Raw genomic sequence first — 15,146 nt, 5'->3', positions numbered from 1 at the left:
GTGACGACGAACTCCCCGATGCCCAGCACGAGCGGATCCGAAACTGCCATAGAGCTATTCTAGAAGATGTATTCACAGGGTTCCATACTTGTTCGAAAGTTTCTTCGAACACTGTGAGCCGACAGCGTACTCGAGCTCTTCTGCATTCAATGGTGGGGCCCCAGACGCCGATGGGGGGGCACGAAGTGATTTCGTGCCCCGCCATCAATGCGGTGGTGAGCCGTGCGCGATGCGTGGCTCGTCCTGAGCGCAGTGTCGGAAGAGGCGCTCAGCTGGGCAGAAGTGCCCGGCGCAAGGTATCCAGTCCTACCGATCCCACGGCGAGGGCCTGGGTGTGGAAGGCCTTGAGATCGAACGCCTCACCCTCGTTCTGACGCCGCTGGTCGCGGATCTCCTCCCACAGGCGCTGTCCGACCTTGTAGGACGGTGCCTGGCCCGGCCACCCGAGGTAGCGCGTGAACTCGAACTTCAGCTGGCCCTCCGAGATGGCCAGGTGCCGCTTGAGGAACTCGAACCCGACCTCCGGTGTCCACGTGGACGCGCCGCCGTCGGCCAGCAGCTCGTCCCGCCACTGCTCCGGGATCTCCAGCCCAAGGTGGACGCCGATGTCGAAGACGACGCGGGCCGCCCGCATCCGCTGCATGTCCAGCATGCCCATGTGGTCTCCCGGATCGGCCAGATGGCCGAGATCGAGCATGAGCCGCTCGGCGTAGAGCGCCCACCCCTCGGCGTGGCCCGACGTGAAGCACGCATGGCGCCGCCAGTTGTTGAGCAGCTCCTTCAACCGGGTCTGCGTGGCGATCTGCAGATGATGGCCGGGGACGCCCTCGTGGTAGACCGTCGTCGTCTCCGCCCACGTGGTGAACTCGTCCTCGCCCGCGGGCACGGACCACCACATGCGGCCCGGGCGGGAGAAATCGTCGGACGGGCCGGTGTAGTAGACGCCGCCCTCCTGCGTGGGGGCGATCATGCACTCGAGCCGGTCCATCGGCTCCGGGATCTCGAAGTGACTGTCCTTCAGTGCCGCAATGGCAGCGTCGGATTTCTCCTGCATCCAGTCCCGGAGCGCGTCCGTGCCCTGCAGCTGGCGGGCTGGATCGGCGTCGAGCAGCTCCTTTGCCTCCTCGATGGTGGCACCCGGCTTGATCGCCTCGGCGACTTCCCGCTGCTCCGCGATCAGGCGCTCGAGCTCCTCGACGCCCCACGCATAGGTCTCCTCGAGGTCGATCTCGGCACCGAGGAACCGGCGCGACATCAGTGCGTAGTAGTCGCGCCCCACCGGGTCCTCCTCGCGCGCCTCCGGCAGCAGCTCGACCTCCAGGTAGTCGGCGAACGCATCGTAGGCCTCCGCCGCGACACGGGCGTTCTTGGTCAGTTCCACGCGCAGCTCCGCCGGCAGCTCTCCGTCGAGTACGACGGCGTCCTGCGCCAGCCGCTCGAAGTAGCCGTCGTCCTTGGCGTAGTCGCGTGTCTGCTCGATGACCGTGGCGACCTGCCGTCGCGCCGGGACCTGACCGCGGCTCTGGGCATCGCGGAGGGACTCGATGTACCCATCCAGCGCCTGCGGCAGATTCGCGAGCCGACCGGAGATGTGCTCCCAGTGCTCGGCGGTCTCCTGCGGCATCAGGTCGAGGATGCTCCGGATCGACTGCGCGGCGGAGGCGAGGTTGTTCAGCTCCACGACCCCGGTCTCGTGGATCTCGAGTTCGAGTCCCAGGCGCTCGCGCATGGCGTCGAGCGTCACCGCGTCGACGTCGTCGACCGGTTCCAGACCATCGAGGGCGGCCAGCGTCTCACGCGCCGCCGCGGCCTCCGCCTCCCGGCCGGCGGGGGAATGATCGCCGTACTCGGTCTCCCGCCCGGGCAGCCCGAGGGTCGTGGCGAAGTCGGGATTGCGCTCGATGAGGCCGTCGAAGTAGGCGTTGGCCACCTCGTCGATGGCCGTCGTTGCACGGCTCGTCGAGGTCGAAGTAGTGCTCTGGGTCATACGACAACCCTATCGTGAACGATTCAGTGAACAACGGGTTCCACCGGAATTCAGCTCAGGGCCATGCCGATTCGGCAGCCGTTAGAACCGTCCGCTGCGCCAGGCGCCGGGCATCGAAATGAGACGCCGCGTGTGCCGCACCCGCTTGCGCAGCGTCTGGCGACGCGTCGCGCGGTCCCCGGCAGCCGCCGTCGTGCCCTCTCCCAGGGAGAGGACGACGGCGGTCAGTGCCGCGAGCTCCTCGGGCGTCGGATTGCCGCGGACCACCTGGACCAGGGGGGCCGCCTCGGTGGTGCTGGTCTCGACCGTCATGATGATGCTCCGTCGCTCATTGCCTGGCAGCCCGTCACAGCGGGATGTTGCCGTGCTTCTTGGCCGGCAGGGACGCATGCTTGTCGCGCAGGGCCCGCAGCCCGCGGACGATCTGCAACCGGGTCTCGCTCGGGGCGATCACGGCGTCGACGTACCCCAGCTCGGCGGCCTGGTACGGGTTGAGCAGCTCGGCCTCGTAGCCCTCGATGATCTCGGTGCGCTTGGCCTCCACGTCGCCGCCCTCGGCGGCGACCGCTGCCAGATCGCGCCGGTAGAGGATGTTGACCGCGCCCTGCGCGCCCATGACGCCGATCTGCGCGGTAGGCCAGGCGAGGTTGATGTCGGCGCCGAGCTTCTTGGAGCCCATGACGATGTACGCGCCGCCGTACGCCTTGCGCGTGATCACCGTCAGCTTCGGGACCGTGGCCTCGGCGTACGCGTAGAGGAGCTTGGCCCCGCGGCGGATGATGCCCTGGAACTCCTGGTCCTTGCCGGGCAGGAAGCCCGGGACGTCGACGAGGGTGAGGATCGGCAGGCCGAACGCGTCGCAGTGCCGGACGAACCGGGCCGCCTTCTCGCTCGCCGCGATGTCGAGGGTGCCGGCGAACTGCATGGGCTGGTTCGCGACGATGCCGATCGAGCGGCCCTCCACCCGGGCGTAGCCGATCAGCACGTTGGGCGCGTACAGCGACTGCATCTCGAGGAACTCGCCGTCGTCGACGATGTGCTCGATCACGGTGCGCATGTCATAGGGCTGATTGGCGGAGTCCGGGATGAGCGTGTCGAGGTCCAGGTCGGCCTCGTTGAGCTCGAGCTCCTCGTCGAACTCGAGGTGCGGGGCCTCGGCGAGGTTGTTGGAGGGCAGGTAGTCCAGGAGCTCGCGGACGAAGTCGAAGGCGTCGGCCTCGTCCGAGGCGAGGTACGTCGCGGTGCCCGTGGTGGCGTTGTGCTGGCGGGCGCCGCCGAGCGTCTCCATGTCGACTTCCTCGCCCGTGACGGTCTTGATGACGTCGGGTCCGGTGATGAACATGTGGCTGGACTTGTCCACCATGATCACGTAGTCGGTCAGGGCGGGGGAGTAGGCCGCGCCGCCGGCGCAGGGGCCCATGATGACGGAGATCTGCGGGACGACGCCGGAGGAGTGCACGTTGTTGCGGAAGATGTCCGCGAACATCGCCAGCGAGGCGACGCCCTCCTGGATGCGCGCGCCGCCGCCGTCGTTGATGCCCACGACCGGGCAGCCATTGCGCAGGGCGAACTCCTGGACCTTGACGATCTTCTCGCCGTTGACCTGACTCAGGGACCCGCCGTAGACGGTGAAGTCCTGTGAGTAGACGGCAACGAGGCGGCCGTCCACGGTGCCGTAGCCGGAGACGACGCCGTCGCCGACCGGGCGCTTCCGGTCCATGCCGAACGCGCTGGTGCGGTGGACCGCCAGAGCGTCGAACTCGACGAAGGAGTCCTCGTCCAGCAGTGCGTGGACGCGCTCCCGGGCGGTGCCCTTGCCGCGGGCGTGCTGCTTCTCGATGGCCTCCGGGCCCGACGGCTGCAGCGAGAGGGCCTGCCGGCGGCGGAACTCCGCGATCTTGCCGGCCGTGGTGTTCAGGTCGATCTCGACCGTGCTCTCAGCGTCACTCATCGTGGTGAAGGCTCCTTCGGTTGTCCTGCGGTGCGCGGCCGTGCGGGCGTCGGGTCGACCCGCTACCCCGGCCGGACCCTGTAGGAAGGGCACAATCCACCGGCCTACCCACGTCAGTCTAGTGAGGGCGTCGCGAGGGCCCGCTGTAGGAAAGCTACAAAATGCTACCGCCGAGGCTGGCCCTCCGTCCTCCGGGCGGCCGCGTGTCGTCCGATGCCGGGACGTCGGCGCGCGAGAGGACTCCGTGGGTTACCCACCGGTAACATCTTGCTGTGATCTCAGTTACGCTGGCCTCATGCAGTGGAAATCGCGCACCCTTCTCATGAGCGGCGGAAGCCGCGGAATCGGCCTCTCGATCGCTCTCGCCGCGGCCTCTCGCGGCGCCAATGTGGCCCTCCTGGCCAAGACCGGCGAGCCCCACCCGAAGCTCGACGGCACGGTCCACACGGCCGCCGCCGAGATCGAGGCGGCCGGTGGCCGCGCCCTCCCCCTCGTCGGAGACGTCCGGAACGACGACGACGTCGCCCGCGCGGTCGAGGCGACCGTGGAGGCGTTCGGCGGGATCGACGTCGTGGTCAACAACGCGTCGGCCATCGACCTGTCGAAGACGGACGACGTGGACATGAAGCGCTACGACCTGATGCAGGACATCAACGTCCGCGGCACCTTCCTCCTCTCCAAGCTCGCACTCCCCGCGCTGCGCGAGTCCGCGAGGAAGGGACGCGATCCGCACATCCTGACGCTCTCTCCGCCGCTGAACCTGGATCCGAAGTGGGCCGGTGAGCATCTCGCCTACACGATGGCCAAGTACGGGATGAGCCTGACGACGCTGGGACTCGCCGAGGAGCTGAAGGACGAGGGCATCGCCGTCAACTCCCTGTGGCCGGCGACGCTGATCGACACCGCCGCCATCCGCGCCATGCCGGACGGCGAACGGATCGTCCAGGCGGCCCGCTCGCCGCGCATCGTCGCCGACGCGGCGATGGCCGTCCTCTCCGGATCCGCGGCCGAGGGTAGCGGGCGGTTCCTCACGGACGAGGAGGTCCTGCGCGAGGCCGGAGTCCTGGACCTCAGCGAGTACAGCCTGGGGGCACCCGAGGACCGGTTGGTGCCCGACATCTTCCTCTGAGCGGGACCCGCGCCGGTGCCGGCACGCGGCGGCACGCCGTCCGAAACAGCATGGGTGAGCGGCATTAACTAGGGTTGGAGGCATGGACGAACCATTGGACCGAACTCCGTCTGACCGAGCTCCGTCTGGCCGAGCACCGTCGGACCGAGCCCCGTTGGACCGGGAGCGCATCGAGGCGCTGGCCGGACCGGCGGGACCGCTGGGGAGCGTGACCGTGGTCGAGTCGACCGGGTCCACCAACGACGACCTGGCCGCCGCAGCGCTCCGGTCCCCGGACCTCAGTGTGATCGTGACCGACCACCAGGTCTCCGGCCGCGGACGCCTGGGGCGCGGCTGGGGTGCACCGCCGCGCAGCTCGCTGGCCGTGTCCGTCCTCTTCAAGCCGTCGGTGTTCCCGCCCGAGGCCTTCGGGTGGCTGTCCATGCTGTGCGCCCTGAGTCTCGTCGAGGCGCTGGACTCCCTCGGCGTGACCGCTCGGATTAAGTGGCCGAACGATGTACTGCTCTATCCCGCCCCCGACGTCGCTTCGGAGGCCGCTCCCGACGCCGGGGCCGGCCCGGCTGCCGGCGGCACCGGGCCGAGGAAGCTGGCCGGACTGCTGGCGCAGTTCGTCCCCGGCGAGGGGGCGCAGGACCGCCCGGGCGTCGTCGTCGGTGCCGGGATCAACATCGACCTGTCCGCCGCGGAACTGCCCGTGCCGACCGCCACCAGCCTGCGCCACTCCGGCTACGGCGTCGGCGGCACCGACGTCCTCGTCGCCTACCTCGAGCGGGTGGCGTCCCGCTACCGGGATTTCCTGGAGAGCGTCCGCCTCGGCGGTGGCCCCGGCGGCCTGGCCGCCCTGCGGGACGCGGTCGCCGACCGCCTGGCGACCCTCGGCTGCGAGGTCCGGGCAGAGCTGCCGGACGGCTCCCGCCTCGAGGGCATCGCCTGCGAGTTGGGGATGGACGGCGCACTCGGCATCGAGGGTCCGGGCGGGGCGCGTCGCACCGTCCACGCCGCGGACGTGGTGCACCTGCGCCGGGCGGACGGACGCTACGCCTGACTAGACTGGATTCGTGCCGGCGAACGGACGCGCCGACCAGTGAGGCAGGACACCCGAGCGGTGGGAGGAGGGCAGGATGCGGCTCAAGTTGGGCGAGAACGAACGAGTCATCGTCAAGACGCGCCAGCACCCGCGAGTCCTCATCCGCCCGGTGGTCCTCATGCTGCTGGTCATTGCAGCCACGTGCTTCGGCCTGGGGTATCTGACGCGCGACGATCTGCCCGACTGGCTCGTCGACCTCGTGCCGATCCTGCAACCGGGCATCGGCGGCCTGGGACTGCTGCTCGTCCTGGCCTGGACGGCGACGCCCTACGTCCGTTGGATCAGGACCCGCTACTGCCTGACGAACCGACGGATCATCATCCGCGTCGGCGGTGCGGCCCGCGCCCAGCGGGAACTCCCGCTGATCCTGATTCGTGAACTGGTCGTGAGGCAGTCGGTCATGCAGCGCGGCAGCGGTGCCGGGCACCTCGTGCTCATGACGTCGAACGGAGGAACGGTCCTGAAGAACACGCCGGGCGTGCATCGGATGCGCGAGCTGACCCTCGAGGCCATCGAGGCCCTTCCGCGGCCGACCGGGTTCGGGGGCGGCGAGGGAGCCTCCGGCGAACGCATGGACTGGGCGATGCGCGGCGATCTGGGACAGGAGCCGGGCGGACACCGCCGCGGCGGGCACGGTGCCGCCGGGCATGGCGGCACCGAGTACAGGATGGAGATGCGTCATGTCTGAGCAGCACCCGTCCGTCCACGAGAGCGCGGCCGACGGCGAGGCGATCGAGGGCGCCCCCGGCGACGGCGTCGAGCAGAGCCCTGCGGAGAATCCTGCCCGCCCCGACCGGTCCGGGATCGCCGATGCCTCCGTCGAGCGGCTCGGGACGGCCCATCGAGCCGCCGCCCGCACGGCCTTCACGGAGTCGGTGCCCACCACCGACTCCGTCGAGCCCACCGATGCTCCAACGCCTTCCGACACGGGGGCTCGCACCGGGAGGGACGATCGCACCGGCACCGGCACCGGCACCGGCACCGGCACCGGCCCCGCAGCCGCCGACGGCGAGCGGCCCGAAGGGCGCCTGGACCAGACGGTCCGGGCGGACGCGGCCCACTCCGTCGGCGACGATCCTCATCCGCCGACGCTGCAGATGCCCGTCGTCGCGGGGCCCGGAACCCGCCGTGGGCGTCATGCCGCCTCGGCCCCGGAGGCCGCGGCCGTCGCCCCGACCGATGACGCCGACCAGCCGCAGCGGCTGCAGCAGGCCCGTCGGTCGGCCCCCGGTGAGGAGCAGGCCCGCACCGCCGGGACTCCAGTGCTCCCCGAGCCCGACCGGACCGGCGAGCCCGACCGGACCGGCGAGTCCCACCGGACCGGCGAGTCGGGCACCGCGTCCGGCACGGCGGAATTGGACGTCCGTCCCATCGCGGCCAAGGACGCCACGGCGGCCACACCGGACATGGCGGATCTGGACCTGACGTTCCCCGAGGCGTCCCGCTACTCCGAGGGGTCCCGCCGCGAGGTGGACCTGGCCGCAGCGGATCCGTTCGAGGACCTCAAGGAGTCGCTGCCCTCGGATCCCGGTCCCATCACCCGCGACCTGCCCCTGGTGGAGGCCATCCGCCGTCAGCAGGTGAAGGCCAGCACGCGCAGCCTCGAGTCCCGCCTCCTGGGCGGCGAGCGCACCATGAAGCGTCGCGATGTCGCCGTGAAGGCCGGCATCTCGCTGCACAGCGCCCGCAAACTCTGGCGCGCCCTTGGATTCCCCAACCACGGGGACGACGACGTCGCCTTCACCCAGCGCGACCTCGACGCCCTCGCGACGATCGTGGACTCCGTCCGCAGCGAGCGGCTCACGGAGGAGACCGCCATTTCGATCACCCGGTCGGTCGGCCAGATGACCGATCGCATGGCGGTCTGGCAGATCGAGGCCCTCGTCGAGGACATGGTGCAGAACCAGGGCATGAGCGACTTCGAGGCACGGCGCACCATGGTTGAGCTGCTGCCGGACCTCATCGAGCCCATCGAGAAGCTGCTCGTCTACTCGTGGCGGCGGAACCTGAACGCGGCCATCCAGCGGCTCGGCGCCCGGACCCCGGACGCGCCGTCCGTCGGGGACGACGACGATGCCCCGCTGCCGCTCGCCCGCGCCGTGGGATTCGCGGACCTCGTGTCCTACACGTCGCTCTCGCGCCGCATGAATGAGCGGACGCTGGCCCAGCTGGTGCAGCGGTTCGAGAACAAGTCGGCCGAGATCATCTCCGTGGGCGGCGGTCGCCTCGTGAAGACCATCGGCGACGAGGTGCTCTTCGTGGCCGAGACGCCGCAGGCCGGCGCGCAGATCGGCCTCACGCTCGCCCAGGAGCTCAACGCCGACGAGGCGCTGCCCGATGCCCGCGTCTCAGTGGTCTGGGGACGCGTGCTCTCGCGGCTCGGCGACATCTACGGGCCCACCGTGAATCTCGCCGCCCGTCTGACCTCGCTCGCCGAGCCGGGTCAGATCCTCACCGACGCCCTCACCGCGTCCAGCCTCAAGGGCGACCCGCGGTTCGTGCTGACCCGGCAGGAGACCACGTCAGTGCGCGGCTTCGGGGATATCGAGCCGTATGACATGAAGCTCGGCGAGGGCGGGTCGCTGGTCGTCGACTGAGCGTCGGCCGGCGGGGCGGCCGCCCAGGCCACGGCCATGGTGAGTTCTCCCCATGGCGCGGGTTTTTATTCCGTCGTTAGAATGAGTCCTCGGAGGCCTCCGCCTCCGTTCTGCTGCTGCGCGTGGGGGCGCGCCGCAACCGCTCACCGCACTCGTCTCGACACCTGAGGAAGTATCCCGACATGTCCCCGAAGAAGCCCGGCGCGTCTCTGGCCAGCACGGCGAAGAGCACCGGTTTCAAGGCGACGGCCGTCGGAGCCGCGGTGGCGCTGACCGTCACCGGTGCGGTTCTCTACCCGGGCTTCGAGACGGCGGACGTCGACCTCAACGACGGCGGCGTGTGGGTCGTGAACAAGTCGATCGGCAAGATCGGCCACGTGAACTACCAGTCGAAGGTCCTGGACGGCGGGCTCGTCACCCCGCTCTCCAATTTCGACCTCGCCCAGGACGGCGACCGGGTCCTGGTCCGCAACCTCGAGCAGGCCTCGGTCACCACGATCGACCCGGCGATGGTCCAGTTCGCCGGTGACAACAACCTCCCCGCGAACTCGTCGTTCTCCTTCGGCGGCGAGGTGGTGGCCGTGACCGACGACGAGCGGGGCGTGGTGCGCGCCGCGACGACGGCCCGGCTCTCCGAGTTCGCCTCGCAGGACGCCGATCCGCTGCTCGAGTCGGAGGGCGACGTCGGCGCCGTCGTCAGCGTCACGGACGTCGTGTGGACCGTGGACTACGAGACGGGCGAGCTGGCCAGCTTCACGTTCGACGACGAGGGCGTCGCCCAGCCCGGCGAGCAGCACACCATCCCCGAGCTGTCCGGGCTCGCCGAGCCGCAGCTGACGACGGTCGGCGACGCCGCCGTCGTCTTCGACGCGCCCACCGGCAGCGTGTACACCTCCGAGGGCGGCGAGGCCGTCGTCGAGAACTCCGCCAACGCGCGGGTCCAGGCACCCGGCCCCGAGAACGACGGCGTCGCCGTCGCCACCGCGAACACGCTCGCGACCGTCGGCCTCGACGGACGCGACATCGACTACAAGCAGCTGGAGACGGCCGGCACCCCGGTCGAGCCGGTCCGCGTCGGGACCTGCACCTACGCCGCGTGGCAGACCAGCGGCGAGTACCTGCGCGACTGCGACGACGACGCGCAGGACCAGTCGACCCTGATCCCCGACATGGTTGAGGGCGCCGAGCTCGTCTTCCGCGTGAACCGCGACGTCGTGGTCCTCAACGACATTGCGAACGGCCAGGTCTGGCTCCCCAACGAGGGCATGGAGATCGTCAGCAACTGGAGCGATCTGGAGCCGCCCGCCGGGGAGGGGGAGTCGACCGAGGAGGAGACCAAGGAGATCACCGACGCGATCGAGCTGCCCAACCGGACCGAGGAGAACCAGGAGCCGCTCGCCGAGCCGGACCGGTTCAGCGTCCGGCCCGGCCGTACCACGGTCCTCCCGGTCCTCTACAACGACGTCGACCCCGACGGCGACCTGCTCACCGCCTCGCTCGAGGGCGAGCCGCCCGCGGTGGGAGACCTGCAGCCGATCCACGACGGGACCGGGTACCAGATCGTGGTCCCCGAGGACGCGACGGGCACGGCCACCTTCGCCTACCGGGCCGACGACGGCCGTGGCGGTACCGACGTCGCCCAGGTGACGCTGAGCGTGGTGGACGAGGAGACCAACGAGCCGCCGAAGCAGGAGCGCGTCACCACGCTGCGCGTGAAGCAGGGCGAGTCCGTGACCCAGAATGTCCTGACGGACTGGTCCGACCCGGAGGGCGACCATCTGCAGCTGCTGGGCGGCACCAGCGACGGCGACGACATCATCCGCGTCCGCCCCGACGGGACGATGAGCTTCCAGGACGACGGCAAGCGCGTGGGGCAGAAGGAGGTCACCCTCCAGGTCTCCGACGGCGAGGAGAGCACCCAGGGCCGCGTGCTGATCGAGGTCCTCGCCGAGTCGACCGTCCCGCCGATCACGGCGACCGACCACGTGGTGACCGAGGTGGGGCAGCAGGCCACGTTCGCGCCCCTGGACAACGACCGCGACCCGACCGGCGAGGGCCTGCGCCTCGCCGCCGTCGACGAGGTGCAGGGCCTGGAGATCTCCACGAACTCGGAGACCGGCGCCGTGACCGTCTCCGGCGAGCGGGCCGGGACGTACTACGCCAAGTACGTCGCCACGAATGGTCCCGCCAGTGCGCCCGGCCTCGTCCGCATCGACCTCCAGGAGCCGGCCGAGAACCCCGAGCCGCCCGTCGCCGTCCGCGACGTGGCGCTGCTGCCGGCCGGTCAGGACGTGCTGGTCAACGTGCTCGGCAATGACACGGACCCGGCCGGCGGGGTGCTCGTGGTCACCGGCGTCGAGGCGCAGGACGAGGCCCCGTTCTCGGTGAGCATCGAGCGCAACGCCTTCGTCCGGATCACCGACGTGCGCGGGACCACCGCGCCGGCGACCGTCCACTACACGGTCTCCAACGGCTCGCAGGAGGCCACGGGCGAGATCACCGTGACGCCCATCCCGGCGCCCCCGCACCTGGATCCGCCGCAGGCCAACGGCGACACCGCCGTCGTCCGCGCCGGCGACGTGGTGACCGTGAACGTGCTCGAGAACGACGTCCACCCCAATGGGGCCGAGCTGACGCTCCTGCCGGAGCTGAGCGAGACCGACGACCTCGGCGAGGGGTCCCTGATCTCGGTCGCCGACGATTCGGTCCGGTTCCGCGCCGGCGACTTCGGCGGGAAGTCCAGGCAGGTCTCGGCCGTCTACACGATCGCCGGGCCTGACGGGCAGGAGGCGAGCGCCCAGGTGACGTTCAACGTCCAGCCCGCCGCCGATGCGAGCTCGCTCGCGAACAACGAGCCGCCCAACGCGGCGCCCGTGATGGGCCGCGTGTTCGCCGGCAGCAGCACCAACGTGCTGATCCCGATCGACGGGATCGACCCCGACGGTGACTCGGTGTCGCTCGTGCAGTTCGGCGAGTCGCCGAGCCTGGGCACGGCGAAGATCCGCGGCAACTCCATCGACTACACGGCCCACGAGAACGCGACCGGGACGGACGAGTTCACGTACGTGGTCGAGGACCGGCTCGGAGCGCGCTCGACCGGCACCATCAAGATCGGTGTCGCCCCGCTGGCGGAGACGAACAATGCGCCGGTGGCGATCAACGACTTCATCACGGTGCGGCCTGACCGGCCCGTCGCCGTGGACGTCATGAACAACGACACGGACCCCGATGGGGACGCGATCGCCCTGATGAGTGAGGTCGAATCGGCCACCAGCACCGACGCCGAGGTCATCGACGGACGCGTCGCCCTCACCTCGCGTCCCGACGAGGGAACGACGTCGGTGCGCTACTCGGTCACGGATGGCCGCGGCGGCACGTCCTCGGCCACGCTGACCGTGCAGTCCGATCCGGAGGCGAAGCTGCTGGCCCCGATCGCCCGCGATGACAGCGTGGGCCTCGAGGAGGTCATCGGCGAGGAGGAGGTCCAGGTCGACATCCTCCGCAACGACGAGGACCCAGACGGCCGCGCCGACCAGCTCGAGATCGGCCTCCCGGACGATCCGGACTCCGCCCGCGTGACGGAAGAGGGCCTGAGCGTCAGGGTGCTCGAGGACGCCCAGGTCATCGCCTACACGGTCACTGACCCCGACGGGCTGTCCTCGACGGCGTTCGTCTACGTCCCCGGCGTGGGCGCGGCGCGTCCGATCCTGCGCACCGACCTCAATCTGGAGGTCAAGGCGGGGGAGGCCCTTCCGCTGAACCTGGAGGACCTGGTCCTGGTCAGGGACGGCCGATCGCCACGCCTGACCACCGATGACAAGGTCAGCTCCGCCCCGGCCAGCGACGGCACCCTGGTCCAATCGGCCACCGAGCTCACCTTCACGCCCCCGGCGGACTTCTCCGGCCCGGGCTCCGTGACCTTCGAGGTCACCGACGGCTCCGGCCCGGACGACCCCGAGGGACTGACGTCGGTCCTCACCGCGCCCGTCAACGTGCTGCCCGCCGAGGGCCCGGCAGACCCGGACAGCGAGAACCCGGAGACGGAGAGCGACGAGGAGGAGCCCGAGGAGGAGACCGAGCAGCCGGACCCGGAGAACTTCCCGCCGACGCTGCAGGCGAACTCCCTCAACGTCGGTCAGGGCGAGGACCCGACGCGCCTCGATCTGCGACTCGCCGCGAACGATCAGAACGAGGAGGACGTGCCGAACCTGCTGTTCGCCGTCGAGTCCGTCGACATCGCCGGGGTCCAGGCCGAGATCCTGGACGGCCACGTCCTCAGCGTCAGCGCGCCCGCGAACACCGAGCGCGGCACGCGCGGGTCCATCACGGTGTCCGTGACCGATGGCGTGAACGCCCCGGTCACCGGCACCATGTCGGTCACCGTCACGGGTTCCACACGGGAGCTCGCCGTCGCCGTCGCCGACCGGGTGGAGAACGCGCACCAGGGCCGCACCGAGGTGGTGGACGTCCTTGCGAACGACCACAACCCGTATGAGGGCGAGGGAGACCTGCGGCTCATCAGCGCGCGGGTGACCGGGGGCTCGGCCATCGCCACGACCGACTTCCAGGGTGCCACCCACCAAGCCGGTTCGGCCGAGGTGCGCGGCGACCAGGTCGCCATCACTCCCAACGACGGCTTCGTCGGGACCATGCGTGTCCAGTACACGATCGGCGACGTCACCGAGGATCCGCAGCGCAACGTCTCCGGAACGGTGACGCTCAACGTCAAGGGCGCCCCCGCGGCCCCGGGCGTGCCACGGATCGAGTCGGTCGGGGACCAGCAGGTGGTCCTCACGTGGGACGCGCCGGCCAACAACGGCGAGGAGATCACCCATTACACGGTCTCCGGCGGCGGGCACTCGCAGCAGTGCGCGACGACGACGTGCACCATCCGGCCCCTGACGAACAACCAGACCTACAACTTCACGGTCACGGCGACCAACGCCGTGGGCGAGTCGCCCGCCTCGGCCGCGTCCGCCGATGCGCGCCCGGACGTCGAGCCCGAGCGGCCGGCCGCCCCGACCGCGTCGAGCGGTGACCAGCAGATCAGCGTGAACTGGACGGCACCCATCAGCCGGGGGTCGCCCATCCGCAGCTACACCCTCGAGATCTCTCCCGCGCCTCCCGGCGGGGTCCCGCAGGTCACCGGTGTCACCGGCACGTCCTACGTGTTCAAGGGGCTCAACAACGGGACCGCCTACCAGGTGCGGGTCCGCGCGGTGAACGATGCCGAGCGGCCCTCCGAGTGGAGTTCCTACTCCGCGTCGACGGTCCCGGCGGGCAAGCCGTTCAAGCCGGGGGCGCCGACGGCGTCACGCGCCGACTCCGCCGTCGACGGCGGCGTGGTGAACGTCGCCTGGAAGGCGCCGGGTGCCAACGGCGCGGCGATCCAGCATTACCGGCTTCGGATCATCAGCGGTGGCTCGATCGTCCGCACCATCGAGGACATCCCATCGAATCAGCTGCGCCAGACGGTCACCGGCCTGAGCACCAACAAGTCCTACTCCTTCGCGGTCGAGGCCCAGAACCGAGTCGGCTGGTCGGACCGGAGTGCGGCATCGAGCGCGGTGACGCCGTACGGCCGGCCCAAGGCCGTCCAGAGCGTCACCGCCAAACCAACCAAGCAGGACCGCCAGATGCAGCTGAATTTCAGCCCGCCGGCGGCCAACGGATCGAACATCACGGGGTACCAGTATTCGACCGACGGCGGCGGCTGGAAGTCCTTCGGTGGGCCGGGCGCGGTGATCGATGTCGGCAGCAACGGAGACCCGCACACCTGGCGGGTGCGCGCCCTGAACGCCGCCGGCGCGGGTCAGCCGAGTCCGCCGAGCAACAACACCAGCGCCTACGGGCCGCTGCGGGACAACGCGAATATCAGCAAGTCCCACGGTGACCACTGGGTCGAGTTCCGCTGGAACCCGAAGGCCGGCCAGGACAATGGGCGCAGCGTCAAATACAACGTGACCGTGGGCGGCAACTCGACCGCGAACGACGGCGTCGAACGGGTGAACAACCTCGAGTACAGCACCTCGCGCACCATCAGGATCGTCGCGACGGACGCGGAGGGCCAGCGGGAGAGCTGGGAGGCCACCGCGAAGACGAATCCGAAGCCGGCGCGGAAGGTCTCGCTCTCCCGGGGCAACCTCAACAACTCCTACGAGGGCTGTCCCACGAACTGCTACACGTTCCAGGTCAACATCGAGAACTTCGAACCCGGGACGTACCGGGTCGACTGCTACAACCAGAACGGGAAGTTCAACAACTACCCCCACACGATGTCGGCCGGAAACGACGGCAGGGGCTCGAAGAACGTCCAGTGCGTGAACCAGGCAGGCTACGCCATGCCGGTCTACGTCATCGTCGACGGAACGAGATCCAACGATGCGCGTTGGTAG

8 protein-coding genes are annotated in these 15,146 nt (G+C 70.0%); 5 read left to right on the top strand and 3 right to left on the bottom strand.

What is annotated here, in order from left to right; translation table 11 throughout:
* Nucleotides 1–268: 268 nt before the first annotated feature.
* The 3 genes from ABD784_RS06750 to ABD784_RS06740 all read right to left on the bottom strand — a co-directional run bounded on the left by ABD784_RS06750 (nucleotide 269) and on the right by ABD784_RS06740 (nucleotide 3,938).
* A complete protein-coding gene (locus ABD784_RS06750) occupies nucleotides 269–1,987 on the bottom strand; it encodes a DUF885 domain-containing protein (protein WP_344881877.1) in 1,719 nt (572 codons plus the stop codon).
* A gap of 81 nt (nucleotides 1,988–2,068) precedes the next feature.
* Nucleotides 2,069–2,299 carry an acyl-CoA carboxylase subunit epsilon gene (locus ABD784_RS06745; RefSeq protein WP_344881874.1) on the bottom strand — a complete coding sequence of 77 codons (231 nt, stop codon included), beginning with the start codon at nucleotides 2,297–2,299 and terminating at the stop codon, nucleotides 2,069–2,071.
* 34 nt (nucleotides 2,300–2,333) lie between these two features.
* Nucleotides 2,334–3,938 (bottom strand): acyl-CoA carboxylase subunit beta, encoded by a 1,605-nt coding sequence (locus tag ABD784_RS06740; RefSeq protein ID WP_344881871.1) that lies wholly within the window; start codon nucleotides 3,936–3,938, stop codon nucleotides 2,334–2,336.
* Between the two features lie 295 nt (nucleotides 3,939–4,233).
* Here ABD784_RS06740 and ABD784_RS06735 point away from each other — a divergent pair, with 295 nt between their 5' ends.
* The 5 genes from ABD784_RS06735 to ABD784_RS06715 all read left to right on the top strand — a co-directional run bounded on the left by ABD784_RS06735 (nucleotide 4,234) and on the right by ABD784_RS06715 (nucleotide 15,146).
* Nucleotides 4,234–5,067 (top strand): SDR family oxidoreductase, encoded by an 834-nt coding sequence (locus ABD784_RS06735; RefSeq protein WP_344881868.1) that lies wholly within the window; start codon nucleotides 4,234–4,236, stop codon nucleotides 5,065–5,067.
* A 154-nt stretch (nucleotides 5,068–5,221) separates the two neighbouring features.
* The gene (locus ABD784_RS06730) at nucleotides 5,222–6,112 is read left to right on the top strand and encodes a biotin--[acetyl-CoA-carboxylase] ligase (RefSeq protein WP_344881865.1); all 891 of its coding nucleotides are present in this window, start codon (nucleotides 5,222–5,224) and stop codon (nucleotides 6,110–6,112) included.
* 76 nt (nucleotides 6,113–6,188) lie between these two features.
* Nucleotides 6,189–6,842 carry a PH domain-containing protein gene (locus tag ABD784_RS06725; protein WP_344881862.1) on the top strand — a complete coding sequence of 218 codons (654 nt, stop codon included), beginning with the start codon at nucleotides 6,189–6,191 and terminating at the stop codon, nucleotides 6,840–6,842.
* A gap of 718 nt (nucleotides 6,843–7,560) precedes the next feature.
* Nucleotides 7,561–8,751: an adenylate/guanylate cyclase domain-containing protein gene (locus tag ABD784_RS06720; protein ID WP_344883436.1), complete on the top strand. Its 1,191-nt coding sequence runs from the start codon at nucleotides 7,561–7,563 to the stop codon at nucleotides 8,749–8,751.
* Nucleotides 8,752–8,933: 182 nt separating this feature from the next.
* Entirely contained in the window at nucleotides 8,934–15,146 is a 6,213-nt protein-coding gene (locus ABD784_RS06715) for an Ig-like domain-containing protein (protein WP_344881859.1), read from the top strand.

Source organism: Zhihengliuella alba, from assembly GCF_039538765.1.
GTDB classification, from domain to species: Bacteria; Actinomycetota; Actinomycetes; order Actinomycetales; family Micrococcaceae; genus Zhihengliuella; species Zhihengliuella alba.
This window is presented reverse-complemented; position numbering and strand designations above follow the sequence as displayed.